Below are 23,690 nucleotides of genomic sequence, written 5' to 3'. Positions count from 1 at the left end.
AATGCCGACTCCGCGCCGCACTCCACCGGTCCCGCTGCTGTGAGCGGATCAGCCGTCGGCGGACCCGTCGGGGTGCGGCGCGCGGGCCGCACCCCGGCCGGGGGACGTCAGCTCGTCGGGAAGTTGTCCGGGGTGCGCATCCGGTCGCGGATCCAGACGCCGGCGGGCTTCAGGACGGTCGTGCCGGTGAACGTGGAGCCGGCGCAGGTGCCCTCCTTGAACACCGCACCCGACCGGAAGTCGTCGGAGAAGTTCCAGTTCGTCCAGCCGATCTTGTTCGCGGCCAGGAAGTCCAGGTACTTCTGGCTGTACGCGAAGTCGTTGCCGCCGTCACCCGTGTACGTCTGGGTGCCGAACTCGGTCACGAAGATCGGGAGCCGCGACGCCGCCCGCTGCAACGCGGCGAAGTACTCGTCCTGGTGCGACGCCGCGTAGAAGTGGAACGTGTACATGAAGTTCGTGGCGTTGATCGGGTTGTCGACGATGTCCTGCTCGCTGCGGCCGTCCGAGATGCCGAGCGAGCCCCACCCGTGCGTGCCGACGAACACCACGCCGTCCGGGTCCTGCGCCCGGATCACCGGGATCATCTGCTCCGCGTAGGACTTGATCCCCGCCCACGACACGGTGTTCGGCTCGTTCGCGATGTCGTAGATGATGTTGGTCTTGTCCCGGTGCCGCGACGCGACCTCGGTGAAGAACGTGCGCGCCGACGAGATGTTGGCGTTCGGGTCGCCGGGGTCGAGCTGGTGCCAGTCGACCAGCGCGTACATGCCGCGCCGCGTCGCCTCCTCGATGTACCCGTGCACCATGTCGGTGAACCGGCGCGGGTCCGTCTCGTACCCGCCTTCCTGCACGTACATGGAGATCCGCAAAACGTCGGCGCCCCAGTCGGACGCCAGCGCGTCGAGGGACGCGGTCTTCACGCACTGCGAGTACCACTGGATGCCGTGGGTGCTCATGCCGCGCAACTGGATCGGCTGCCCGTACTGGTTGCACAGCTTCACGCCGCACGCCCGCAGCTGCCCGTTGACGTCAGCGGGGCGACCGACGCCGACGGTGCCGGTGTCGACGGTGAGCCGGTCCAGGTTGGGGCCGCCGTTGGACGTCGTCGCGGTGGCGCGGATGCGGTTCGTGCCGGCGGCCAGGGTCGTGGACGCGGTCGCGGTGCGCCACGTGCTCCACGCGCCGGTGCCGGGGAACGCCACGCTCACGGCCGCACCGCCGTTGACGGAGACGGCCATCGGCCGGTTGGTGGTGGTTCCGTTGGCGTACCTGAGGTTCAGGGTCACCGGACCGGCCGAGGCCGCGCCGACGGTGAACTCGACGTAGGAACCGGCCGCGTTGTCGTAGTTGACGAACCCGGCGCCGGTGTAGCCGGCGTGGTTGGACTCGGCCAGGCCCTGGGAGATGGTCGCGGTCTCCGCCTGGTGCTCGGTGACGGCGAGCGCCGCGGGCTGTGCCCAGCCGGACGTCGGCACGGCGAACGCGGTGAGCAGGGTCGCCACGAGGACGGGTCCGCCCAGCAATCGTGAACGGGACGAAGGTGGTGCCACAGGGTGCCTCCCACAGGTCAGGGATGGGGGGTGAAACCGCTGGCGGCGGATTCAGTTAGGAAAGTTTCCTATCTGTTGCGTGGATCACAGCACCCCGGGACACCCGCTGTCAACGGCTTCAGGGCGTGGGAACGGGGACCTGCCGGGCCCGGAGGTGGGCGCTCGCCGTCCACGCCGACACCAGACCGGGCAGCAGGACGTGCCACGGCAGCGCGGTCAGCACGTCGCTCCGCACCGCCGGCACCAGACGCCCCGCAAGGGCGGGCAGCGCGATCCGGTGGACGCACGACTCGGCGGTGAAGCCGTCGCGGCGCAGGACTTCGTGCCGCACGAACAGGGACCGCACGGCGGCGACGAGCCGCCGCTCCCCCAGGCCGGCGCGCACCTGGGTGGTCGTGCACCTGGGTGGTCGTGCACTCGTACCCGCCGGCACTCCTAGTAGTTGTCGCCCCCGAAGAACGTCTCCTCCAGCCGGTCCGCCGTCCCCGCGAGCAACGCCAGCGGTTCGGTGAACTCGTGGATGTCGAGGTCCTTCAGCGGCAACGAGTGCCGCAGCACGACGTGGTCCCCCATGACCGCCGCTCCGCACGCGATGGTCGAGTTCCCGACCTCGGACAGGAACGCGTGCAGGTCGACGTTCGCCGCGAGCCCGATCGGCGACGCGATCTGCACCCACTCGTGCAGCTTGTCGAGCACCTCGCGGACCAGGACGACCACCTGGGTCCGCTCGTCGTCCTCGTCGAACTGCTCGAAGTTGAACAGGATCCTGATCTCGTCCTCGTTCTCCGAGATCACGTCATAGGTGTCGTGCACGTATGCGGCGAGGTCGCCCCAAGTGGCCATGCGATCACCCTACGGGCGCGACCGCCGCCCACACCGCATCACCGACGAACTCGCCCGCCACGCCCAGGTCAAGGCCGCCGACCAGGAACCGCCGGGCGCACTCGTGCGCGGGGCCCATCACGACGGGGTCCAACGCCCACAACGGGATCTCCCGCAGTTCACCCGCCGCCATCCGGGCGCCGAACCAGCGCGCGACCGGCGCGAACACCTCGGCTTTCACGGCCGGATCGGCGGTCAGCGGCGCGGCGTACAGGAACCTGGCCCGGCCGGGGTTCCCGACCACCCACTCCAGGTACCGGACCACCATCGCCCGCACGGCCTTCTCCGCGTCGCCGACGTCCAGCGCCGGGGTCATCGCCGCAACGCAGTGCGCGAAGCTCTCCCCGTACAGCACCGCGAACACACCGGCCCGGCTGCCGAAGTGGTGGTAGACGCTGCCGTTGGACACCCCGGAACGGGCGGTCAGCGCGCTGATCGTGACCGCGTCCAGCCCTCCCTCGTCGACCAGCGCGAGGGCCGCGTCCAGGACAGCCCGCCGACCAGTCGATCTCATCGGGTTAGAGTAGCGCTCTAGAGCGCCGCTCCTCCAGGAGGTCACCGTGGCCCGTTCGATCCCCGATCTGTTGCGCGAACGGGTGCGCGCCACCCCGGACGCCGAAGCGCTGCGGTACCGCACCGGCGACACGTGGACGTCGCTGACGTGGACCGAGGTCGCCGAGCACGTGCGCAGGCGGGCGCTGGGCTTCCGCGAACTGGGTGTGCGGGACGAGGCCCGGGTCGCGATCATGGCCGCGACCAGCGTGGACTGGATCCTCACCGACCTGGCCGTGCTGGCGGCGGGCGGCGTCACGACGACCATCTACCCCAGCAGCACGCCGGACATCGTGGCGCACATCGTCCAGGACTCGGGCAGCGTGCTCGTGGTCGCGGACCCGGCGCTCGTGGACGAGGTCGACGCGAAGGTCGTCACGCCGGACTGGGAGCCGGATCGGGTCGAGGGCGATTACGACGCCATGGTGGACGAGCTGACGCCCGACCGGCTGGCCACGTTGATCTACACCTCCGGCACCACGGGCATGCCGAAGGGCGTCGAGCTGACGCACGACAACTGGCTGCACACGGCCGACGCGATCAGCGACCTCGGCGTGCTGACCCCGGACGAACTGCACTTCCTGTGGCTGCCGATGTCCCACGCGTTCGGCAAGGTGCTCGAAGTGGGCATGATCGCGACGGGCGCGCCCACCGCCGTCGACGGCGACGTGGACCGGATCGCGACCAACCTCCAGGAGCTGCGACCGACCGTGGTGGCCGCCGCGCCGCGGATCTTCGAGAAGATCCACCAGCGGGTGGTGGCCTCCATGCGCGAGGCGGGCGGCGTGAAGGCGAAGCTGTTCGACTGGGCGCTGGCGGTGGCCGAGCACCCGGAGTGGCGGATCCGCCGCCGCATCGCCGACAAGCTCGTCTTCGGCAAGCTGCGCGACCGGGTGGGCGGCCGGATCAAGTACTTCGTGTCCGGCTCCGCGCCGCTGTCGCTCCCGGTCGGCGAGTTCTTCGAGCGCGCGGGCATCACGATCCTGGAGGGCTACGGGCTGACCGAGTCGTCCGCGGCGTCGTTCGTGAACCGACCCGGCTCGAACCGGCTCGGCACGGTCGGCCCGCCGCTGCTCGGCACCGAGGTGCGCATCGCCGACGACGGCGAGGTGCTGCTCGGCGGGCGCGGCATCATGCGCGGCTACCGCGGCCTGCCCGAGGAGACCGCCTCGACGTTGCGGGACGGCTGGCTGCACACCGGTGACATCGGCGAGCTGGACGAGGCCGGGCGGTTGCGGATCACCGATCGGAAGAAGGAGCTGATCAAGACCTCCGGCGGCAAGTACGTCGCGCCGCAGGCGGTGGAAGGCCTGGTCAAGTCGCACAGCCCGTACATCGGGAACGTGCTGGTGCACGGCGACCGGCGCAACTACTGCGTCGCGCTGGTCACCATCGACCCCGACCTCGCGCCCGCCGACCTCGACGCGGAGGCCGAGGTCGGCCGTGCGGTCGCGGCCGCCAACGAGAAGCTCGCGCGGCACGAGACGATCAAGAGGTTCGCGGTGCTGCCGAAGGACTTCACGGTGGCCGACGGCACCTTGACCGCGAGCCTGAAGATGCGCCGCAAGGTGATCGAAGACCGCTATCAGGACGTCTTGGACGGCATGTACGCGGGTTGAGCGGGCCTGCTCACCGCCATCGCCCACACGGCCGCCACCAGCACGGCGACCACCTCGGTGAGCACCAGCAGGCGTTCCACGTACCCGAGCGGGATCACGCGCCACCAGGACGTGCCGACGACGGCGTTCACGCCGATCGCGTACAGGATGGGCGTGAAGGCGAGGGCGGACAGCACGCCGAACCCGAACGTCCAGCGGGCGTGCGCGCCCCACGCCCGGTCGCGCAGCCACGGGCGGGCGAGCAGCACCGCGGCGATCGGCAGGGCGATGAACGCCACCATGCTGCCGAACCGGTGGATGCTGCCGCTCAGGCTCGGGCCGATCGCCCAGTTGTTCTTCGGGAAGATCACGACCAGGGTCAGGCCGACCGACCACGCGCCGAACGCCACCGCGCCGGCCGAACGCCACTTCGCCACGCCGTGCCGCACGAGGACGGCGAGGATCGCGATCGATCCGGCCACCAGCAGGAGCACACCCGTGTCGAAGACCCAGCGCTGCGGACCGAGGGCGTACTCGCTGATCGTGCGGCGCAGGTGTCTCGTGGAGTCGCCCAGGCGGTAGAGGTCCAGGCCGCCCACCAGGAGGACGGTCAGCACGACGGCCACGGCGCCTCCCAGCGCGGCGAAGCGGGTGGCGGCAGAGGTCACGGTGGGCTGGGACTGGGTGGCCTGGGACTGGGCGGGCTGAATCTGGGTGGCATCGGTCGACACAAAGGACAGAACGGGCGGTGGTCGGCGCCTTGTTCCGCCCGCCGTGGATCGACAGCTTCCCGACAGGGCCGCCCGGTGCGCCCGGTCAGCTCGACTGGCGGATCACGAGGGTCGGCGCGAACACCACGGAGCTGACCGGTCGGTCCGGGCGCTCCACCCGCTGCACCAGCAGGCGGGCCATCTCGGCGGCCATGTCCTCGACGGGCTGGCGGACCGTCGTCAACGGCGGGTCGCACTCGACGGCCGGGCTGCTGTCGTCGAAGCCGACGACCTTGATGTCCCCCGGCACGCGCCGGCCGGTGTGCCGCAGCACGGGCAGCGCGCCGGTCGCCATCAGGTCCGAGGCCACGAACAGGCCGTCGACGTCCAGGCCCTTGAGGCGCCGTGCGGCGGCGGCGCCGCCCTGGCGGGAGAAGTCGCCCTCGATCACGACGGGTTCGGGCAGGCCGTGCCGGGTCACGGCCTCCTGGAAACCGCGGAGCCGGTCCTGGCCGGGAGGCGTCTCCAGCGGGCCGGTGATGGTCGCCAGGCGTCGGCACCCGCGCTCGACCAGGTGGTCCGCCGCCAGCGCCGCGCCGGCGGCCTGGTCCACGTCGACGAAGGTGATCGACATCGGGCGGACCGGGCGGGCGGCCAGCACCACCGGGAGGTTCGCCTCGATCAGCTGGCGCGGCAGCGGGTCCGCGCCGTGGGTGTGGATCAGGATCACACCGTCCAGCCGGTGCTGGCGCAGGTCGTCCACCACCTCGCGGTGGTCGCCCGTGGTCAGCACGAGCTGCACGCCCAGTGGCCGGATCACCGGCAGCACGCCGCTGACCACCCGGCCGAAGTACGGGTCGTGCAGGGTGCGGCCCTCGTCCGGGAGGACGAGGCCGATCGCGCCCGCCCTCCGGGTGACGAGCGAACGTGCCGCACGGTTGGGGGTGTAGCCGGTCTTGGAGATGGCTTTCTCCACGACCTGGCGCAGCTCACGGTCCACCGTGGCAACCCCGTTGACGACCCGGGACACCGTGGCCCGGGAAACCCCCGCGATCCGCGCGACCTCTTCCAACGTGACGGGTCTGCGGTCCACGTGAGCCTTTATACCGGGCGTGCGGCCCCGCCGAGACGAGGCCGCACGCACCCCCTCACTGGTAGACGCGGACGTAGTCGACCAACATGCGCTGCGGGAAGACCGTGGTGGCGTCCGGCGGACCGGGCCAATCACCGCCCACCGCGTTGTTCAGCAGGATGAAGAACGGTTTGTCGAACACCCACGGACCGCGCGTCGCCTCCACCGTCGCCTTGTCGATGGTGATGACGGTCACGCCGTCGATGCTGAACACCATGCCCTTGCTGTTCCAGTCCACCCGGAACAGGTGGAAGGCGTTCGAGTAGTCCTGGCCGATGTCGCGCATCTGACCGATCCCGCCGGCGCCGAAGTACGCCGGGCCGTGGATCGTCTGGTAAGCGGTGTTCGGCTCACGGCCCAGGTGCTCCATGATGTCGATCTCACCGCTCGCGGGCCACGCCGTGCCCTTGAAGATGTCGTTCCCGAGCATCCAGAACGCCGGCCACAGGCCCTTGGTGCCGGACACCTTCACGTTGGCCTCGATCCGGCCGTACGTCCACGACGCCTTGCCCTCGGTGATGAGCCGGGCCGACGTGTACTGGCACGTGCCGCTCCCGCTCACCGGGTCGACCGGGCACGCCGAACCGGGCGTGACCTCGCGCCTGGCCTCCAGCACCATGTTCCCGGCGCCGTCGGTGAACGCGTTGCGGTTGTCGGTGTAGTACTGGAGTTCCGCGTTCTGGCCGGTGCCGACCTCCGGCCGCCACTTGGCCGCGTCCGGCCTCGTGCCCGCCGGCGTGTCGAACTCGTCGCTCCACACGAGCCGCAGGGGGTTGCCGGGATCCGGGGCCTGCGCCGGTGGCGGCGTGGGGTTGCCGCCCGTGCCGTAGACCTGGAACTCCCACAGCGAGTAGCCGTACGGGCCGCTGCGCGCGGTGAGGTTCACCCGCACGTACCTGCCCGTTCCGTTCACCGCGATGGTCTGCTTGAACCCCGTGCCGTTCGTGACCGAGTGGATCGTGGTCCACGAGGAGGCGTTGTCGGACGTCTGGACCTGGAACGCGGACGCGTGCGCCGGGTCCCACTGGACGACGACCTTGCTGATCCGCGCGGACGCGCCCAGGTCGACGTAGATCCAGCCGGGGTCGACCCAGCCGGTGGTGGGGCTGGTGGCCCAGCGGGTGGCCGGGTTGAAGTCCAGCGCCTTGGCGGGCGTGCAGGCCGGGCAGGCGCCGTCGTCCTGGAACGACGACGCGAACGCGGGCTTGTTGTACGACAGCAGCCCTTCGGTCGGGGTGCTGTTCGTGCCCGTGCGGACGGCGAACTCCCACAGCGACACGCCGTACTGCGTGGCGCGGGCGGTGGCGTAGAGGCGGAGGTAGCGGCCCGTGCCCGTGAAGGTGAGGTTCTGCGTGCCACCCGTGCCGGTCGTCGTCTGGTGGACGGTGGTCCACGCGGCGCCGTCCGGGGACACCTGGAGCTGGAACGCCGTCGCGTAGGCGGCCTCCCACTGCAACGTCGCGCCGCAGACGTCCCGGCTCGCGCCGAGGTCGATCCGCAGCCACTGCGGGTCGCTGAACGCGCTGGACCAGCGGGTGCCGGCGTTGCCGTCCACGGCCGCGGTCGCCGCGAACGGGCTGCCGGTCTCCACCGACGAGGCGGTGACCGGGGCGTTCAACGCCGCGTTGGCCGTGCCGCACTCCGCCGCCTGGACGGCGGTCACCGGCACGACCAGCGCGGTGAACAGGGCGAACGCCGCGAGCAGTGCGCCCCGGTTCGGGGTCGGTCGTCTCATGGCCTGCCGTCCGCGCCGCACTTGATGATCGGGTTGATGCAGTCGCGCACCCGGCGGGCGAGTTCGTCCACCGGCCACGCGTTGAAGAAGTCGCCGTGCATGGTGAAGCCCGCACCGGACGCCAACCGGAACCGCGCGGGGTCGCCGCTCACCGGGTAGCGCAGGACCTGGCGGAGCTTCGGCACCGGCACCGGGTGGGTCGACGGGCAGTCCGCGTTCACCGGGTAGGCCATGTGGCTCTTGTGGTCCGCCGAGTCGAGGTCCCGGCCGTTCCAGCACTGCGGGAAGTCGAGGTAGGACTCCAGCATCGTGCCCGACGGGCAGTTCACGAAGTCCTTGGACGCGCCGACGTGACCGGCGTGCAGGCAGGACCAGCGGGAGATGGTGCCGGCGTCCGGCTGGGTGGCCTTGGCGTTGCCCGCGACGATCCGCAGGCCCAGCGGGAACGGCTGGATGCGGGCGATGACGTCGTCCCGGACGCCCTCACCCAGGTAGTAGAACGTGGTGCCGGTCGGCTCGACGGGCTGGTTGTCCGCGTACAGGGTGGGGACCCAGTAGGAGGACAGGTCGGAGCCGGGGTTGCAGGTGCTGGTGCCCGCGAGCAGGGACTCGACGGTCGACCGGGCGTTGGTGGTCCGGTTGCCGAAGAAGCTGTGCATGTGCGACGCGCCGGGCAGGTTCGGCGCGACGATCGGGTCGTCCGGCAGGCGGTGGCTGTACGGGCACTCGGCCAGGAACTCCGCGACCCGCACGATCGGGCCGCTGGTGTTCGGGACGCCGAACACCTGGAACTCCCACAACGACACGCCGTACTGGGTGGCGCGGGCGGTCGTGTAGACGCGGACGAACCGGGTGGTGGCCGAGACTGCGAGGTTCTGCACGCCGAGGACGCCGGACGCGGTGGCGACCGTGTTCCAGGCGTTGCCGTCGGCCGAGGTCTGGAGCTGGAACGACCGGGCGTAGGCGGTTTCCCAGTTCAGCGTGACCTGGGTGATCGCGGTGGACGAGCCGAGGTCGACGCGGATCCACTGCGGGTCGGCGGCGGCACTGGACCAGCGGGTGCCGGCGTTGCTGTCGACGGCCGCGGTGGCGGGCGTGCCGCCGTTCTCGGTGGAGGAGGCGGTCACGGGTTTGCCCTGGGACAGCAGTTCCGGCGCCGCGGAGGCTTGCGAGGCGACGAAGGTCAGTGCCGACGCGGTCAGGGCGGTTACGGCGAGTGCGGTGACCAGTCGACGACTTCGGCGAATGGTGGGGATCACGGCTCCCCTTTCGTGGACGGTGCAGGCGTGAACGGGAGAGCGCTCTCACAGCGGAACGTAGGACGGGCCCGCTGATCAGTCAAGGAAAGCGCGGAGTTCCGGTCATCCCGTAACAGCGCCCCAGAGAGCGCTCTCTCACCTGAGCGTTGAATTCACCCGTTCCGAACGTAGGACTCACGCGACGCGAACGTAGGACTCACGCGAGAGTCCTACGTTCGGAACGGGTGAATTCAACGCTCGGAACGGGCGGAGTGACAGGTGAGGGTCAGGGGGTGCGGGCGGCGGCGGGGAGGGCCGAGGGTTCGGCCACGGGCCAGGCCGACGGGTCCGGGCCGAGTTCCCACAGCTCCGCGACCTGGAGGGCGCACCACGGCGAGATCGGACGGGCACCGGCCAGCACGGCGGGCGCGAACTCGGCCCACGGCGCCCACTCGAACGAGTCGACCTCGTCCGGGTTGGGCGTCGGGTCACCGGTGACGTGGCCCCGGAACACCGGGCACATCTCGTTCTCGATGACCCCGTTCTCCATCACCGCCCGGTACCGGAACGCGGGCAGCACGAGGTCGAGGGTGACGTCCTCCAGGCCGAGCTCGTCGACCAACCGCCGCGTCACCGCCAGCTCCATCGGCTCGCCGGGCGCGGGGTGGCCGCAGCACGAGTTCGTCCACACCCCCGGCCACGTCTTCTTGTGCAGGGCGCGCCTGGTCAACAGCAGCCGGCCCGCCGAGTCGAACAGGTACGACGAGAAGGCCAGGTGCAGCGGGGTGGACGAGTGGTGAACGGAGGCCTTGTCGGCAACGCCGATCCCGACCCCGGACTCGTCCAGGAGCACGACTTGTTCCACGCGCCCACCCTGCCACACGAACGATCACCGCGCGTCGGCGAGCACCCTGGGGTTCCGCACCAGCTTGCCGCTCGGCGTCCGCGGCAACGCCCGCAGCACGTGGGTCCGGCGCGGCAGCTTGAAGTCGGCCAGCCGGTCGGCGCACCACGACTCGACCTCCTTCGAGGTCAACGTGCCCGACTCGGTCGCGACGTACGCCTCGATCACCTGGTCGTGCACCGCGATGGCCTCGGTGACCTGCGGGTGGGAGCGCAACGCGTGCTCCACCTCGGTCAGGTCCACCTTGCTGCCGTCGACCACCACGAGCGAGTCCGCCCGGCCCAGCAGCCGCAGGTTCCCGCGCGCGTCGAACTCGCCCCGGTCACCCGTCCGGAACCACCCGTCCAGGTAACGGCCGGAGTCGTCCTCGCTCAGGTACGGCGACTGGTCCAGCGCCACCTCGACCAGCCCGTCCCGCACCCGGATCGTGGTGTCGGACAGGGGTTTGCCCACCGACGGCCGGGTCACGCCGGACGCGTCCATGGTCAGCGCGCCGGTCTCGGTGGTGCCGAAGCACTCGCCGACCATGAACCCGTAGGCCGCCGCGAACCGGTCGGCGATCTCGGGCCGCATCAGCTCGCCGCCCGCGAACGCGCCGCGCACCGTGCGCAGCGCGGGACGGCAGGAGGCGGACTGCTCGGCCGCCGCCGCCAGCATGTCGAAGTGGAACGGCAGACCGGTGATGAAGTCGACCTCGTGCCGTGCGGCGGTCTTCAAGATGTCCTCGGCCGTGTGCCGCGCGGCGAACACCAGGTGCACCCCGGTGGCCAACGCGTGCAGCAACCCGCCCATCAGGCCGAAGCTGTGCGCGGTGGAGTTGAGCAGCAACTGCTTCTCGCCGCGCTTCGGCATCCCGTCGGCCGCGCCGAACCGCAGCACCTCGCGGATGACCGACTCGGTGCTGCGCCCGACGACCTTGGGCCGGCCGGTCGACCCCGAGGTGAACTGGACCAGCCGGTGCCGGGTCGAGGCGGGCAACCCCTCCGGCCGCCGCTCGGTCACCAGCTCGTGGCGTTCCCGGAAGACGCCGGTGGGCCCGCCTGACGCGCGCACGATGAACTGCGGGCGGGTCAGCGCGCGCAGCACGTCGACCTCGGCGGGCTTGAGCCGGTGGTCGATCGAGATCACCCTGGCGCCGAGGCTCCACAGCGCCGGCACCACCTCCAGCTGGGTGAAGCTCGGGGGCACGTGCAGCGCGACGACGCTGCCCTCCCCCACCCCGGAGGCGGCGAACACGCTCGCCTCGGCGGCGATCGCGGCACGCAGGGCGCCGTGGGTCACGGTGTGCCCGTGGGTGAACACCGGCACGTCGTCGCCGTGGCGGCGCAACAGGTCGGTGACGAACTCGCGCATCCGGCTCAGGTCTCCTTGCAGAACTCGCCGATGGGGATGCCCACGTGCCGCTGCTCGGTCGCGATGTAGCCGAGCAGCTCGTCACCCCGCTGGAGCTCGGTGACGTTGCGGACCTTCCCGCCCGGCCCGAGCACCCGCACGTGCCAGTCGTCCTGCACGGTGAGGCTGACCTCGACGCCCTCGGGCGAGTGCGCGGTGATGGTCAGGATCGGGCGGGACTCGAGCTTGGCCCGGCCGACGGTGAGCTTGCGGGTGCGGCCCTCGGAGTCGACCGCGAGCACGGTGCTGCCCGAGCGCAGCTCGGAGAGGTAGTTGGTGCGGTTGTCCGGGCCGAGCACGTACGAGTGCAGGGCGCCCGCGTTGACCCGGAACGGGCGGGTCGGCATGTACGGCAGCGGGTGCGTCTCGCTGCAGCACAGGATGAAGCCGGACGAGTAGGAGCCGACGAGGATGCCCTCGTCCTCCCGGAAGTGCGAGGCGGTGTCCACGCAGACCCGGTCGCCCAGGCCGTTGTGGGTGATGCCCTGGACGACGAGCGTGGTCAGCGCCAGCGGCGGGGTGGTCGCCTCCAGCAGCCGGGCCAGCTTGAACACGTCGGTCGCGTCGCGCGGCGCCATCAGCACGCCGTCCGAGCCGTGCTCCAGCACGTCCAGCGCGATCCCGGCCTCTTCGAGGTCGGCCACCACGCAGATCAGCTTGCCCGCCGCGCCGTCGGCGGCGGCGATGACGATCTCCAGCGGGATCTTCGTCGGGTCCGCGAACTCCACCACGGTGTGCCCGAGCCGCACCGCCGCCTCGCACGCCAGCTTGAGCGTGCGGTCGTCGCGCACCTGCACGAACGCCGCGTCGGCGGCGAGCCGGTCCAGCCGGTCCTGGTCGTCCACCACCACGGTGACCAGGTGCGGGCTCTCGACCGCCGCGTCGGCGACGAGCACCCGGGTGATCGTCGGCGGCAACGTGTCCAGCAGCGCCGGGTCGTCGGAGACCACGCCGGCGAGGCGGGCGTGCACGGCCGCGTCGACCACGGCTTCGCGCTGCGCTTCGGGGACGGTTCGGAGGTCGATCCAGGCGAACTTCAACGGTTCTCCAATGAGTGAAATGCCCGAACGCCGCCCGCGGCCGTCGCACCGCCGGTCCGGTGGCCGGCGGTGGCCGCGGGCGACGTGGTCATGACGAGGCCACGACGCCCGTCATGGCGCGGACCAGGTCCGCCTCGGTGTCGTCGTGGACGATCGACGCGAGTTCCGCGACCAGCGACATCGGCGCGGGCGAGGTGAACACCCGACGGCCGACGGCGAGGCCCGAGCAGCCGACCGCCATCGCGGTGCGGGCGTGGTCGACCACGCTGCCGCCGGTCGCCGGACCGCCCGCGACCAGCACGGGGATCGGGCAGCTGGCGATGACGTCGGCCATCCGCTCGGCGGGCAGGGCGAGGTTCGTCTTGACGATGTCGGCGCCGAGGTCGACCGCGATGTTCACCACGTGGGCGAGCAGCGCGGGGTCGTTCGGGTCGGCGATCCGCGGTCCGCGCGGGTAGGCCATGGCGATCAGCGGCACGTTCCACTCGTCGCACGCCTTGGCGACCACGCCGAAGTCGACGAGCTGCCGCTCCTCGGTGTCCGCGCCGATGTTGACGTGCACGCTCACCGCGTCGGCGCCCAGTCGCAGCGCCTCGTCCACCTCGCCGACCAGCACCTTGGCGTTGGTGTCCGCGGCGTGCGCGGTGCCCGCGCTCAGGTGGACGACCAGCGCGCAGCCGGCCAGCACGTCCGGGTCGATCATCCGGACTCGTCCTTTGTGGACGATGATGGCGTCGGCGCCGCCCACGACCACGGAGTCGATGAGGTCGTGCCACCGGTCGCGCGGCACCACTGGACCATCGGAAACGCTGTGGTCGAGCGGGACGAAGAGGTACCTGTCGTCGCGCGGACGGGAAAGGCGTCGCAGCCGCAACGCTTTCCTCATGTCGCTCACACCTCCCCGGGTATTCGGCGATAGCCACCAGCAGGGTGGTCGAACCGGTGAGCGCGGCGGGAGGTGTGAGGTGGCGATAATTCCTCAGTTATGCACCTGTTGGAGCAACGGGGGCCCGCATTCACGACTCCGCGTCAACCCCTGCCCACTCGCCCGGTCGGTGCCCGTTCCGTCCGCCTTGCCCTAGGCTGCCGCAGTGAACATGGAGCTCAGGCACCTCCACGTCGTGCTGACGGTGGCGGAAGCGGGCAGCATCAGCCGGGCCGCTTCCTCGCTGAAGATCGCGCAGGCCGGGTTGACCGCCCAGCTGCGCCGCATCGAACGCGGCTTCGGTGCTCCGTTGTTCCTGCGCCGCACGGACGGGGTGGAGCTGACCGAATTGGGCCGCCACGTCGTGCTGCGATCACGCGACCTGGTGGAACGCTTCGACGATCTGCTTGTCACCGCGCGCAAACTGGCCGCCGAGCACGACGCCGCGGGCATCCGGCTCGGCGGCGTGGCCGGTTCGCCGACCGCGTTGCTGGTGGGCGTGGTGCGCACTTTGTTGCCGACGCACCCGCAGACCACGCATATCGAACGCAACAGCGACGCGGTGCTGGAACTGGTGCGCACCGCGAAGTTGGACGTCGCATTGGCGACGGAGTTTCCCCAGAGTCCACTGCGGATACCCGAAGAAGTCGACTACCGGACCGTCGTCACGGAACCGATGTCGGTCGGAATCGCGGCCGGGCACCGGTTGTCGGGCCGCAGTGAGATTCGGCTGTCCGAACTGGCCGACGAGGAATGGGCGGTGCCGGAAGAGAGCTACGGGGGCGGGCGGCTGAACCTGCACCTGGCCTGCGAAGCCGCCGGATTCACGCCGCGCTGCACGCATTTCGGAGTCGATTCCGCGACGGCCGCGGAACTCGTGCGTTCCGCGCACACCGTCGCGTGTTTCTTCCCGACCGGGCAGGACTTCCCGGGCGTCCTGGTGAAACCGATCGTGGGCAATCCCGTTCACCGGCGCGTCACCCTGGTGTGGCACCGGGAGTGCGCGGCGGCCGAGTACGTGGACGACATCCACGCGGCCATGCTGGGCGCGTACCAGGAGCGGATCTGGGGTCACGCGCCGCGGGCCGCGAAGCTGGCCGCCACCGGTTTGGCCGTGGCAGCCAGCTGAAGCCGGTCGGCCCGCCGACGCTGGTCCACCCGGCCGCGGAACCGCTTCAGCGCCGGGTCACTGGTCCGAGTGGCGCAGCACGCTCTCCACCTCGGTGCGGAACGCGTTGACGCCGTCCTCGCCCTGCGGCGCGCCGTGCGCCTGGAGCAGGTGCAGCAGCGCCACCCCGTCCGCCGAACGACGGGACTGTGCGCGGAACGAGAACGCGGCCTCGTAGGTGGTGACCGCCGTCGCCAACGCCGCCGCCACCGTGGCCAGGAACGCCCACAGCGCGCGCCGCCCGTCGTCCGCCACGGCCACCGCGCCCAACGCCGCCGCGGCGGTGAACAGCAGCACGGTGACGGCGGTCGCCCAGCGCCGCGCCGACGTGTAGCGGGACTGCGCCTGCTCGAACCCGGCGAGGCGTTCGCCCACCCGGTGCCGGAGGTAGGCGCGGAGGAACTGCTCGCGGTGGTCGTCGACCGCCGCCGACGGTGCGGGTGCTGCGGTCGGTGCGGGTGCTGCGGGTGCTGCGGTCGATCCGGCGCTGGTCATGTGCGGCTCACCGATTCGTGGCGGAGCCGCGCCACTGCCGTCGCCAGGTCGCGGGCGCGGTCTTCGCGCTCGGCGTCGTCGGCGGCGGGTGGTGCGGCGAGGTGGTCGAAGTAGAGGGCGCGCAGCTGCTCGGCGCGGACGCGGGTATCGGGGTCGTCGCCACCGCGGGCCACGACCGCCAGCACCGCCGCCGCCGCGCCGGACACCGCGAGCAGCACACCGGGCCACGGCTCGTCCCGCAGCCAGACCTGCAGGGCGGCGGACAGCGTGGTGCCGAACCCGGCGGCGATGGCGAGCACCACGAGGAGCCGGGCGCGTTCCCTCGACCGGAGGGCGGCGACCTCGCACTCGTGCAGCGCGGGGGCGACCGCCTGGTTGGCCTCGTGGATCGCGTCGGCGAGCAGCGGGTAGTCCAGCACGTAGCCGGGGTCGATCACCGGGCGCGGATCGGGCGCCCGGAACCGCACGCGCGGCCACACGGCGGGCGGCGGCACGTCGGCGTGCAGCTTGGCGCCGGGCCGGTTGCCCAACACCCGCCGCAGCACCGCGACCACCTTGTCGGCGCCCTCGTCCAGGTGGACCACGGCCACCTGACCACTGCGCACCAGCACCGCGAGATCGTCGTCGCCGTCGAGGCCGCCGGCCGCGATCTCGTCGGCCAGCGCACCCGTGCCGGCGAGCACGAGCAGCGGCCGGTCCCGGCCGAGGTGGTCGACCAGCGCGGCGCGGGCCAGGTCGTCGCCACCGATCAGCAGCGCGAGCGCGGGGCGCTTCGACCCGGCGACGGCGTCCACCGTGCGGAACAGCGCGGGCGCCTCCTCGCCCCAGCGCGAGCCGGGCACGAGGACCGCGGTGTCGTGGTTCACGTTGAGCCGCACCTCACCCTCGGCGGGCTCGCCGTCCTCCGCCGCGACCCGGCCGGACGGCGCGACACCGACCAGCCTCGGCCACCTGCCGTCCAGCGATTCGGCGGCCAGGCCGACCAGGTGCGTGACGCCGACGTCGGCGCCCGCCGTGATCACGACGGCGTCCTCCCGCGCGGCGGCGGCGAGCACCGCACGCAGCACCGGGAGCACCGTGGCGGCCAGGTCGGTGTCCGGGGGATCAGCCGAGCCGAACACCGCGAGGGCCGGTCGACCGCGGGGCAGGCCGAGCGCACGTGCCTTGATGTCGGCGTCCGGATGGGCCAGTCGGCGCACCCTCGGGCCGGTACCCGCTGTAGGCATGCCGGGCACCCTAGCGGTGGCTCACGCGAATTTCACCCGTCCGAGTGCGAATTTCACCGCGGGTAGAGTGCTGGTCGTGTCGATTGACCCCGCCGAACTGGACATCGCCCTGAGGGTGCTCGCCCAAGTGGACGAACTGGACACCGAGCACCCCGACGCGGTAGCCGTCCGCCGGGCCACCGCCGGCATCTGGAAGAACCTCCGCAAGCGCCGCAAGGCCGACCGCCGAGCCACCATCTCGGCGAACGACCGCGCCGTCATCGAGGCGACCGCGACCGGCTCGCCGTCCCGCATCGACGACGAGACCCGCGGCGTGCTGCTGCGCGAGCCGGAGCCCGGCGCGAAGGCGGGCACGTTGCTGCGCGCCCGGTCCTGCTACACGTGCAAGCGCCGGTACACCGAGGTCGACGCGTTCTACCACCAGCTGTGCCCCGAGTGCGCCGCGCTGAACCGGGCCAAGCGCGACCAGGGCGCGGACCTGACCGGCAAGCGCGCCCTGCTCACCGGCGGCCGGGCCAAGATCGGCATGTACATCGCGCTGCGGCTGCTGCGTGACGGCGCGCACACCACGATCACGACCCGCTTCCCGCGTGACGCGGTGCGCCGGTTCGCGTCCATGCCCGACAGCGCCGACTGGCTGCACCGGCTCCGCGTGGTCGGCATCGACCTGCGCGACCCGGCCCAGGTCGTGCAGCTGGCGGACGAGGTGGCCGCCGCCGGCCCGCTGGACATCCTGATCAACAACGCCGCGCAGACCGTGCGCCGGTCGGCGAACTCCTACGCGCCGCTGGTCGAGGCCGAGTCCGAGCCCCTGAACCTGGGGCGCATCCCGTCCGGCACCCTGCCGGAACTCGTCACGTTCGGGCACACGATGTCCGAGCACCCGGTGGCTCTGGCGGGCACGCTGGCCGACGCGATCCCCGCCGTCACGGCCCTCGCGCTCACCGCCGGGTCCAAGGAGATCGACGCGGGCGGGCTGGTGCCGGACGAGGCCCCGGTCAACAGCTGGGTGCAGCGGGTCGACGAGGTGGACCCGGTGGAGCTGCTGGAGGTGCAGCTGTGCAACAGCACCGCGCCGTTCATCCTGATCTCCCGGCTGCGCCCGGCGATGGCCGCCTCGCCCGCGCGCCGCAAGTACGTGGTGAACGTGTCGGCGATGGAAGGCCAGTTCAGCCGCGCCTACAAGGGCCCCGGCCACCCGCACACGAACATGGCCAAGGCCGCGCTGAACATGCTGACCCGCACCAGCGCCGAGGAGATGCTGACCGACGGCATCCTGATGACCGCCGTCGACACCGGCTGGATCACCGACGAACGGCCGCACCCGACCAAGATGCGGCTGGCCGCCGAGGGTTTCCACGCCCCGCTGGACCTGGTCGACGGCGCGGCCCGGGTGTACGACCCGATCGTGCGCGGTGAACTCGGTGAAGACCTGTACGGCTGTTTCCTGAAGGACTACTCACCCGCTGCCTGGTGACACGTCCGTCGCCGGATTCCGCACAACGGTGACCCGACCGCATTAATACCGTTGAGCCGATCGGGTTGGCGCGCTCACGGTTTCGCGTCCGTGTGCGACTCTCCGTCGGTAGGCTGAAGCTTTCGCGATGCCGCCGCGAGGCGACGGGGGTGGGCATGGACCGCGGGCGGGCCGGTCGAGCCGCCGCGTTGCCGCGCGTGCGCACGGGAGCGGCGTCGTGAACGCGCCCCGCGAACCGGTCAACCCGTTCCCGCTCCCCGGCTGGGAGAGCACGCCGATGCGCCCGCTGCGGCCGTGGCACCGGCAGGAGCACCGCGCCTACTACGTGCCCGTCGACGGCACCGAGAGCGCGTTCCAGCAGTTCCAGCTGGAGATCGGCGACCTGACCGGGCTGCTGGAGCACGGCCGGCTCGTGCTCGTCACCGGCGAGTCGGGCTGCGGCAAGACCGCGCTGGTCAACCGGTGCGCGGACTGGGTGGCCCGCCGGTTGGCCGGGCTCGGGATGCGCGGCGTCGTGCTGGACCTGACCGGGTGCCTGCCCGCCGACCACGAGCTGTCCATCGACCAGCGCGCCGTCGAGGTGTGCGACCGGATGTTCGACCTGCTGGTGGACCACGACGCGCTGCGGGTCGAGGCCGCGGACCGGCTGACGGGCGACCGGGACGTGCCGCGCCGCGTCTTCCCGCGCCTGGGCCGGGCGCTGCGCGACGAGGTCGCCCTCGTCGTGCTGTTACCGAGCCCGAACGAGCTGGTGGACGAGGTCATCCGGTACGCGCGGGTGTTCAGCAGCGCGAAGGTGCTGTTCCTGACCGAGTCCGCGTACTTCGGCCCGGACGAGGTCGCCGACGTCGTGCGGCAGCTGGAGACGTGGGTCCCGCCGATCACGCTGTACGTCGGCCCGCTCGACCCGGGCGACGCGCAGCGGTTCGCCGAAGACCGGCTGTCCCGGCACGCGGCGGCCGGGCGCTATCCCCGGCTGAGCGAAGGCGCGATCGAGCTGGTGGCGAAGCACTGCCAGTCGATCGCCATGCTGCAGCGCTTCCTGCACGGCACGTACCAGCACAAGCTCGGCACGGGGCTGGGCTACTCCGAAACCGACCAGGTGTCCGTCGAGGACATCAGGGCGTTCTTGAACACGAAGTCCCGGAACGGACTGGGGAATGGGCCATGAGCGGTAGCAGCGACCTCCCGCCCACGCGGAAGAACCCCTTCTCGCCGATGGCGGTCGCCCGGATCACGGACTTCGACGCCGATCCCGACGCGGTGGACGTGGCGATCACCACCGACGCGACCAGGCAGGCCCTCGCGCACCTCACCGCCTACCTCGACGCGCCGCCCGCGCGCGCCGGACGTGATCGCACCGGCACGGTCGTGGCCGTGCTGGGCGACTACGGCACCGGCAAGACGCACCTCGCGGTGCGGCTGGTCCGGCACGCGCGGGAGGCGCTGGCCGACCCGACCCACGCGCTGTACCTCGACGCGACGGCGGAGAGCTTCATCGAGCTGTACCGGCGGTTCATGCAGAAGCTGGGCCGCGAGGGCGTGCGTGCGCAGGTCAGCGAGTACTACGCGGACATCGTCGCCGACTCGCTCCAGAGCAGCGGCCTGACCAGCGACATGCTGGAGTGGCTCGGCAGCAGGCAGCTGGAACCGCAGGAGGTCGTGGAACGGCTGGGCCTGATGGAGAGCGCGTTGCTGCGCAAGGTCCAGGACACGCTGCGCGAGGTCACCAACAACAAGGCGTTCGGCACCGCGCTCACCCTGTTGCTGCGGCCGGGGTTCGAGCACGCGGTGTGGTCGTGGCTGCTCGGCGGAACGCCGGACCAGGTGCTGGTGGAGCGGGGCATCGCGGCGCCGATCGACACCGAGGTGGCCGCGCTGGAGGCGATGGGCGTGTTCGCCCTGCTGTTCGGCGGCCGGCAGCGGCGGTTCGTGCTGGCGGTCGACGAGCTGGACAAGATCTTCTCCGCGGACAGCAGGCCGCACGCACGGACCATGGCCGCGTTCCAGACGTTGTTGCAGGTGTTCGCGAAGGCCGGGGCGTGCCTGGTGCTGTGCGGTCTGCCGGACTTCAAGTCCGTGCTGCCGCCCGCAGTCCGCCAGCGCATCCCTTACACGGTGGTGATGTCCGGGCTCAGCCAGGGCGAGGTGCGCGAGTTCATCACGTTGGCGCAGGACCAGGCGTTCGGGACGCCGCAGCTGGCGCCGTTCACCGTGGACACCACGCGGTACCTGCGTGACATCGCGCGCGGCAACGCGCGGAACGTGATCCGGTTGTGCCACCGGGTGTTCCGGATGGCGGACGACCTGCACCGGACGCCGGGCCACGAGTTCGTGGTCACGGAGGACATGGTGCGGCAGGCGGCGCGCGACCTGTTCGGGTCGCTCAGCTCGGACGACATCGACGGCGTGGTCCGCCGGCTGCTCGACGCCAACGGCCTGGACTACCTGCACCGGCACCTGCTCGGCGCGGCCGAGGACTCGTTGGCGGACTTCTGGGTCACGTTCCCGGACCGCGAGGGCGGGTGCGCCGTGCTGCTCACCCGGTCGTTGCTGGACAACGCGGACGTGACCGCGGTGATGCGGCGGATCTCGGCGGTGGGCGAGGCCGATCCGGACGCGGAGATCATCCTGCTGGTGAACGGCGTGGTGGCGGACGGCGTGGCGATCCAGCTGCGCGAGCTGCTGGGCCGGGAGCCGCTGGTGTACGTCGAGCGGACGTTCGCGGACGACTTCAAGGCGCTGGTCGGTGCGATGAGCGCGCGCTTGGACGGCGACTCGGACCCGTTGTCCGGGCTGCGGCTGGGGATGGACCGGCTGTCCCGGCAGCAGTCGAGCATCTACGGGTTCATCGAGCAGCTGGCCGAGCACATGGACGGCGTGCGGGCTTCGTCGGACCGGCAGCTCGGTGCGATCCAGCGGCAGCTCGGGTCTTTGGCCGGCGGCACGCCGACCCCTGCGGAGTCGACCAGGCTGCCCGGTGAGGTGGAGCGGCTGTTCCGGGACGCGGTGGACGCGCTGGAGGACCTGACCCAGGTCGACGTGATGTTCCAGGAGGCGTTCGACCACGCGCCGACCGCCACCCAGGAGGCGGTGCACCGCAGGCTGCGGACGCCGGAGTTCACCCAGGCCGCGGCGCAGGCGGTGTTCATGCGGCAGGCCGTGCAGGCGTTCCGGGGCGCGGTGTCGCAGTGGTACCGGTCGTCGTCCGACTCCGACGCCGAGGACCGGTTGGACGAGCTGTGCGGCATCTACGACGGGATCGTCGAGTTCCTGCCGCTGTTCCTGCTCGACCCGCTGTTCAAGCTGCCGCCGTGGTCCGCGCGCGCGGGCACGTTCGTCGCCGAGGTCAACCAGAGCTCGCGCCGGGCCCGCGTCCACGAGGCGCTGGGCAACCTCAGCCCTCGCGTCCGCCGCGCCGTCTTCCGCTCCTCCCCCGCCTGACCCGGGTTCACCGCTCAGGGCGTGGGGTTGGTGCGGGGGAAGGCAGGCCGAGGGGTGGCCGCCGGGGTGGGGCGAGGTCGGTGCTGCGCAGGGGCGTGGTTTGGGCGGGGTGTGCGTTCGAGCGCTGCGCCGGACGGGTTCCCGAGCGCGGGGCGGGGTGGGCGCAGGCGGTCGTAGGCGCCGTTGGTGACGGCGTTGAGGAGGTTCACCGCGACCACGGCGGGCGCGACCACGGCGATGGCGCCGGGGAACGTCGGTTCCAGCAGCAGCGCCAGGATGATCGCGGTCAGGCCGTTCTGCTGGCCCAGCGCGAGGCGCACCCGGTCGCCGCGCCACTGTCGAGGCGCGGTCAACGCGAAGGCGACCACGGACTGCGCGGCGAATGCGGCGACACCGAGGACCACGCCGACGAGGGCCGACGTCCAGCTGAACTCGGCGGCCAGCACCAGGCCGACGGCGGCGATCGCCAGGAACATGCCCGCCTCCGCCAGCCCGTCCACCCACCGCCCCAGGTTCGGCCGGAAGAACAGGCCCAGCAAGGCCAACGCCAGCAGCAACGAGTACTGCACCGCCACGAACCCGAGTGCCAGGACGGCCACCACCATCACCGCGCGCACCGCGTACCGGACCCGCCGCCCGCTCTCTTCCGCCCGGCGCACCCGCCCACGCACCAACGTCCACAGCATGAACGCCACCCCGGCCAACGCGAGGTTCAGCACGAGGTTCACCGCGAACGACCCCACGCCGCCGACCGCGCCGCCACCTCGGAGCGCGTACGCCGTGATGTACACGGTGAGCAGCACGGTGATCGGGTCGTCGAACGACGCCCACGCGGACAGCAGCGCCTTCGCCGAGTCCGACATCTTCGACTTGACCCGCATCGCGGCGACCGACAGCGGGTCGATCTGCGCCACCGCCACCGCCAGGACCAGGTGCTGCGGATCGCGGAACACGAAGAACATCACGCCGAAGATCAACGCGACCTTCGCCAGCACGCCGAGCGTCACCGCGATCACGACGGTCCGCAACTGCCGGCGGAACTCCGCGATCACGATCCCGCTGGTGCTCGCGTACAGCCCGAAACCGAGCAGCGCGGTGATGAAGAACCCGTACGCGGGCGACTGGTCGACGTCGCTCAACCCGAGCTGCGACGCCGCGATCCAGCCCGCGCCGAGGGCCGACAGGAGCGCGGCCGAACGGGTCACGGGCGTCACCACTACACGGTAGGCAGGGTTGGATGAGCGTTCAAGGACCGGTTGGAGTGAGTTCCGCGGCCAGGGCGGACATCCGGTCGTCCGCCGCGCGCACCCGCGCCTGGTCGATCGTCACGCCGACGAGGTACTCCCCCGGCCGCAGCCGGTAGTAGTAGATCGCGCCCATCTCGACGTCCAGCACGAGCCGTTCCATCAACCCGCCGGCGACGGGGTTCACCGCCCGGTTCAGCTTGGTGGCCAACGCACCGAGCTCCTGCGCGAACCCGTGGTAGAACCGGCGCCGCGCGTCCACGGTGACCTGCTTGAAGAACGGCGCCAGCGACGGGTCGCCGAGGCAGTCGACCATCGCCCACACCTCGCCGTCCACCACGTGCGCCACCAGGTGCAGGTCGGTCGCCCGCACCGACTCCAGGCGCGACGCGAGCGGCCCGTCCCCCACCGTCACGTGCGGCTGCGCCTCGTCGTCCACCGGCAGCGCCACGACGTCCGCCGAGGTCTCCCACCCGCCGGGGTTGAGCGAGCCGAGGCTGAGCTGGCCGCGCAGCCGGGTGGCGAGCCCGGCCACCGCGCGGTCCGCCTCGTCCACCGCCGGGTGGCCGAACAGCGGACCGGCGCCCGCGTGGTCCAGCACCAGGCCGACGACGTGCTCGGTCGGCACGACGGAATCGCAGAACAACGCGCCTTCCCCGGTGTGCAGCACGGTCCGGATGAGCCGCCCGGTGCGCACTTCCTGCAAGGTCCGGTCGAGCGTGGCGACCTGGAACGTCAGGTGCCGGCCGAGCCGCTTCAGCTCCTCGCGCCGGGTGCCGCCGGGCAGCGCGTCGGGCGCGGGCCCCGGGTCGCCTAGGGCGTCGACGCCGAAGTCGAACACGCCGCTGCTGTAGTGCGCGAGGTAGTGCAGCGCCGGTGTCTCCCGGATCGCCGCGACGCACGCCTGCCTGGCCAGGTCGAACTCCGGGCCGACGTGCTCGGCCTGCTCCTCGTGCAGCTCCACGCCGGTCCCTC

General features: G+C 71.6%; 21 protein-coding genes. 5 read left to right on the top strand and 16 right to left on the bottom strand.

The genetic code is table 11. The features are described 5' to 3' along the window. Positions 1-107: 107 nt before the first annotated feature. The 4 genes from OQ02_RS46995 to OQ02_RS41400 all read right to left on the bottom strand — a co-directional run bounded on the left by OQ02_RS46995 (position 108) and on the right by OQ02_RS41400 (position 2,949). Positions 108-1,505, bottom strand: a complete 1,398-nt coding sequence (locus tag OQ02_RS46995; protein WP_331281557.1) for a cellulase family glycosylhydrolase — start codon at positions 1,503-1,505, stop codon at positions 108-110. A gap of 166 nt (positions 1,506-1,671) precedes the next feature. Continuing rightward, positions 1,672-1,938, bottom strand: coding sequence for a hypothetical protein (locus OQ02_RS28815; protein WP_033441753.1), 267 nt, complete (start codon positions 1,936-1,938; stop codon positions 1,672-1,674). Positions 1,939-1,988: 50 nt separating this feature from the next. Next, positions 1,989-2,396 (bottom strand): hypothetical protein, encoded by a 408-nt coding sequence (locus OQ02_RS28810; RefSeq protein WP_033441752.1) that lies wholly within the window; start codon positions 2,394-2,396, stop codon positions 1,989-1,991. 4 nt (positions 2,397-2,400) lie between these two features. Then, the gene (locus OQ02_RS41400) at positions 2,401-2,949 is read right to left on the bottom strand and encodes a TetR/AcrR family transcriptional regulator (protein ID WP_051772909.1); all 549 of its coding nucleotides are present in this window, start codon (positions 2,947-2,949) and stop codon (positions 2,401-2,403) included. A gap of 46 nt (positions 2,950-2,995) precedes the next feature. Between OQ02_RS41400 and OQ02_RS28800 the strand changes: the two genes are divergently transcribed. Further along, positions 2,996-4,606 carry an AMP-dependent synthetase/ligase gene (locus OQ02_RS28800; RefSeq protein WP_033441751.1) on the top strand — a complete coding sequence of 537 codons (1,611 nt, stop codon included), beginning with the start codon at positions 2,996-2,998 and terminating at the stop codon, positions 4,604-4,606. On the opposite strand, the gene OQ02_RS28795 is transcribed toward OQ02_RS28800, so the two are convergent. From OQ02_RS28795 to OQ02_RS28760, 8 genes are all read right to left on the bottom strand, one after another. Continuing rightward, positions 4,573-5,253, bottom strand: coding sequence for a DUF998 domain-containing protein (locus tag OQ02_RS28795; protein ID WP_033441797.1), 681 nt, complete (start codon positions 5,251-5,253; stop codon positions 4,573-4,575). The genes OQ02_RS28800 and OQ02_RS28795 overlap by 34 nt on opposite strands. A 148-nt stretch (positions 5,254-5,401) precedes the next feature. Continuing rightward, positions 5,402-6,388: a LacI family DNA-binding transcriptional regulator gene (locus OQ02_RS28790; protein WP_197043536.1), complete on the bottom strand. Its 987-nt coding sequence runs from the start codon at positions 6,386-6,388 to the stop codon at positions 5,402-5,404. 55 nt (positions 6,389-6,443) lie between these two features. Next, positions 6,444-8,162 (bottom strand): discoidin domain-containing protein, encoded by a 1,719-nt coding sequence (locus OQ02_RS28785; protein ID WP_033441795.1) that lies wholly within the window; start codon positions 8,160-8,162, stop codon positions 6,444-6,446. After that, positions 8,159-9,421, bottom strand: coding sequence for a DUF1996 domain-containing protein (locus OQ02_RS46140; RefSeq protein WP_033441750.1), 1,263 nt, complete (start codon positions 9,419-9,421; stop codon positions 8,159-8,161). The genes OQ02_RS28785 and OQ02_RS46140 overlap by 4 nt, the downstream gene beginning before the upstream one ends. Before the next feature lie 265 nt (positions 9,422-9,686). Further along, complete coding sequence (gene idi, locus OQ02_RS28775; protein WP_033441749.1) at positions 9,687-10,265, bottom strand: isopentenyl-diphosphate Delta-isomerase; 579 nt, start codon at positions 10,263-10,265, stop codon at positions 9,687-9,689. A 24-nt stretch (positions 10,266-10,289) separates the two neighbouring features. Next, on the bottom strand, positions 10,290-11,657 hold the full coding sequence (locus OQ02_RS28770; protein WP_033441748.1) for a class I adenylate-forming enzyme family protein: 1,368 nt from the start codon (positions 11,655-11,657) through the stop codon (positions 10,290-10,292). Positions 11,658-11,662: 5 nt separating this feature from the next. After that, positions 11,663-12,736, bottom strand: a complete 1,074-nt coding sequence (locus OQ02_RS28765; protein WP_033441747.1) for a 3-dehydroquinate synthase II family protein — start codon at positions 12,734-12,736, stop codon at positions 11,663-11,665. 88 nt (positions 12,737-12,824) lie between these two features. After that, the gene (locus OQ02_RS28760; protein ID WP_033441746.1) at positions 12,825-13,622 is read right to left on the bottom strand and encodes a 2-amino-3,7-dideoxy-D-threo-hept-6-ulosonate synthase; all 798 of its coding nucleotides are present in this window, start codon (positions 13,620-13,622) and stop codon (positions 12,825-12,827) included. Positions 13,623-13,833: 211 nt separating this feature from the next. Here OQ02_RS28760 and OQ02_RS28755 point away from each other — a divergent pair, with 211 nt between their 5' ends. Then, positions 13,834-14,790: a LysR family transcriptional regulator gene (locus OQ02_RS28755; protein WP_269321649.1), complete on the top strand. Its 957-nt coding sequence runs from the start codon at positions 13,834-13,836 to the stop codon at positions 14,788-14,790. A 57-nt stretch (positions 14,791-14,847) separates the two neighbouring features. Here OQ02_RS28755 and OQ02_RS28750 read toward each other — a convergent pair whose 3' ends face one another. Continuing rightward, positions 14,848-15,324 carry a hypothetical protein gene (locus OQ02_RS28750; RefSeq protein ID WP_033441745.1) on the bottom strand — a complete coding sequence of 159 codons (477 nt, stop codon included), beginning with the start codon at positions 15,322-15,324 and terminating at the stop codon, positions 14,848-14,850. Further along, positions 15,321-16,550, bottom strand: a complete 1,230-nt coding sequence (locus OQ02_RS28745; RefSeq protein ID WP_033441744.1) for a hypothetical protein — start codon at positions 16,548-16,550, stop codon at positions 15,321-15,323. The genes OQ02_RS28750 and OQ02_RS28745 overlap by 4 nt, the downstream gene beginning before the upstream one ends. A gap of 76 nt (positions 16,551-16,626) precedes the next feature. On the opposite strand from OQ02_RS28745, the gene OQ02_RS28740 reads away from it, so the two are divergent. The 3 genes from OQ02_RS28740 to OQ02_RS28730 all read left to right on the top strand — a co-directional run bounded on the left by OQ02_RS28740 (position 16,627) and on the right by OQ02_RS28730 (position 21,471). Beyond that, positions 16,627-18,027 (top strand): SDR family oxidoreductase, encoded by a 1,401-nt coding sequence (locus OQ02_RS28740; RefSeq protein ID WP_231500276.1) that lies wholly within the window; start codon positions 16,627-16,629, stop codon positions 18,025-18,027. Positions 18,028-18,244: 217 nt separating this feature from the next. Next, complete coding sequence (locus tag OQ02_RS28735) at positions 18,245-19,198, top strand: ATP-binding protein (protein WP_033441743.1); 954 nt, start codon at positions 18,245-18,247, stop codon at positions 19,196-19,198. Continuing rightward, complete coding sequence (locus OQ02_RS28730; RefSeq protein ID WP_033441742.1) at positions 19,195-21,471, top strand: hypothetical protein; 2,277 nt, start codon at positions 19,195-19,197, stop codon at positions 21,469-21,471. The genes OQ02_RS28735 and OQ02_RS28730 overlap by 4 nt, the downstream gene beginning before the upstream one ends. Positions 21,472-21,485: 14 nt before the next feature. Here the strand turns inward: OQ02_RS28730 and OQ02_RS28725 are convergent, their stop codons facing one another. Beyond that, a complete protein-coding gene (locus OQ02_RS28725) occupies positions 21,486-22,685 on the bottom strand; it encodes a hypothetical protein (protein ID WP_197043533.1) in 1,200 nt (399 codons plus the stop codon). Between the two features lie 31 nt (positions 22,686-22,716). Next, positions 22,717-23,679: a hypothetical protein gene (locus tag OQ02_RS28720; protein ID WP_033441741.1), complete on the bottom strand. Its 963-nt coding sequence runs from the start codon at positions 23,677-23,679 to the stop codon at positions 22,717-22,719. Positions 23,680-23,690: the final 11 nt, after the last annotated feature.

The organism is Saccharothrix sp. NRRL B-16314, assembly GCF_000716595.1.
GTDB lineage: Bacteria > Actinomycetota > Actinomycetes > Mycobacteriales > Pseudonocardiaceae > Actinosynnema.
Note: the sequence above shows the minus strand (reverse complement) of the source record. Positions and strands in the feature narration are given on the sequence as shown.

Excerpts from the sequence above, each read along its gene's own strand:
- OQ02_RS28810 (WP_033441752.1), bottom strand. The coding sequence starts at position 2,396 with ATGGCCACTTGGGGCGACCTCGCCGCATACGTGCACGACACCTATGAC.
- OQ02_RS41400 (WP_051772909.1), bottom strand. The coding sequence starts at position 2,949 with ATGAGATCGACTGGTCGGCGGGCTGTCCTGGACGCGGCCCTCGCGCTG.
- OQ02_RS28785 (WP_033441795.1), bottom strand. The coding sequence starts at position 8,162 with ATGAGACGACCGACCCCGAACCGGGGCGCACTGCTCGCGGCGTTCGCC.
- OQ02_RS28770 (WP_033441748.1), bottom strand. The coding sequence starts at position 11,657 with ATGCGCGAGTTCGTCACCGACCTGTTGCGCCGCCACGGCGACGACGTG.
- OQ02_RS28760 (WP_033441746.1), bottom strand. The coding sequence starts at position 13,622 with ATGAGGAAAGCGTTGCGGCTGCGACGCCTTTCCCGTCCGCGCGACGAC.
- OQ02_RS28755 (WP_269321649.1), top strand. The coding sequence starts at position 13,834 with ATGGAGCTCAGGCACCTCCACGTCGTGCTGACGGTGGCGGAAGCGGGC.
- OQ02_RS28750 (WP_033441745.1), bottom strand. The coding sequence starts at position 15,324 with ATGACCAGCGCCGGATCGACCGCAGCACCCGCAGCACCCGCACCGACC.
- OQ02_RS28745 (WP_033441744.1), bottom strand. The coding sequence starts at position 16,550 with ATGCCTACAGCGGGTACCGGCCCGAGGGTGCGCCGACTGGCCCATCCG.
- OQ02_RS28730 (WP_033441742.1), top strand. The coding sequence starts at position 19,195 with ATGAGCGGTAGCAGCGACCTCCCGCCCACGCGGAAGAACCCCTTCTCG.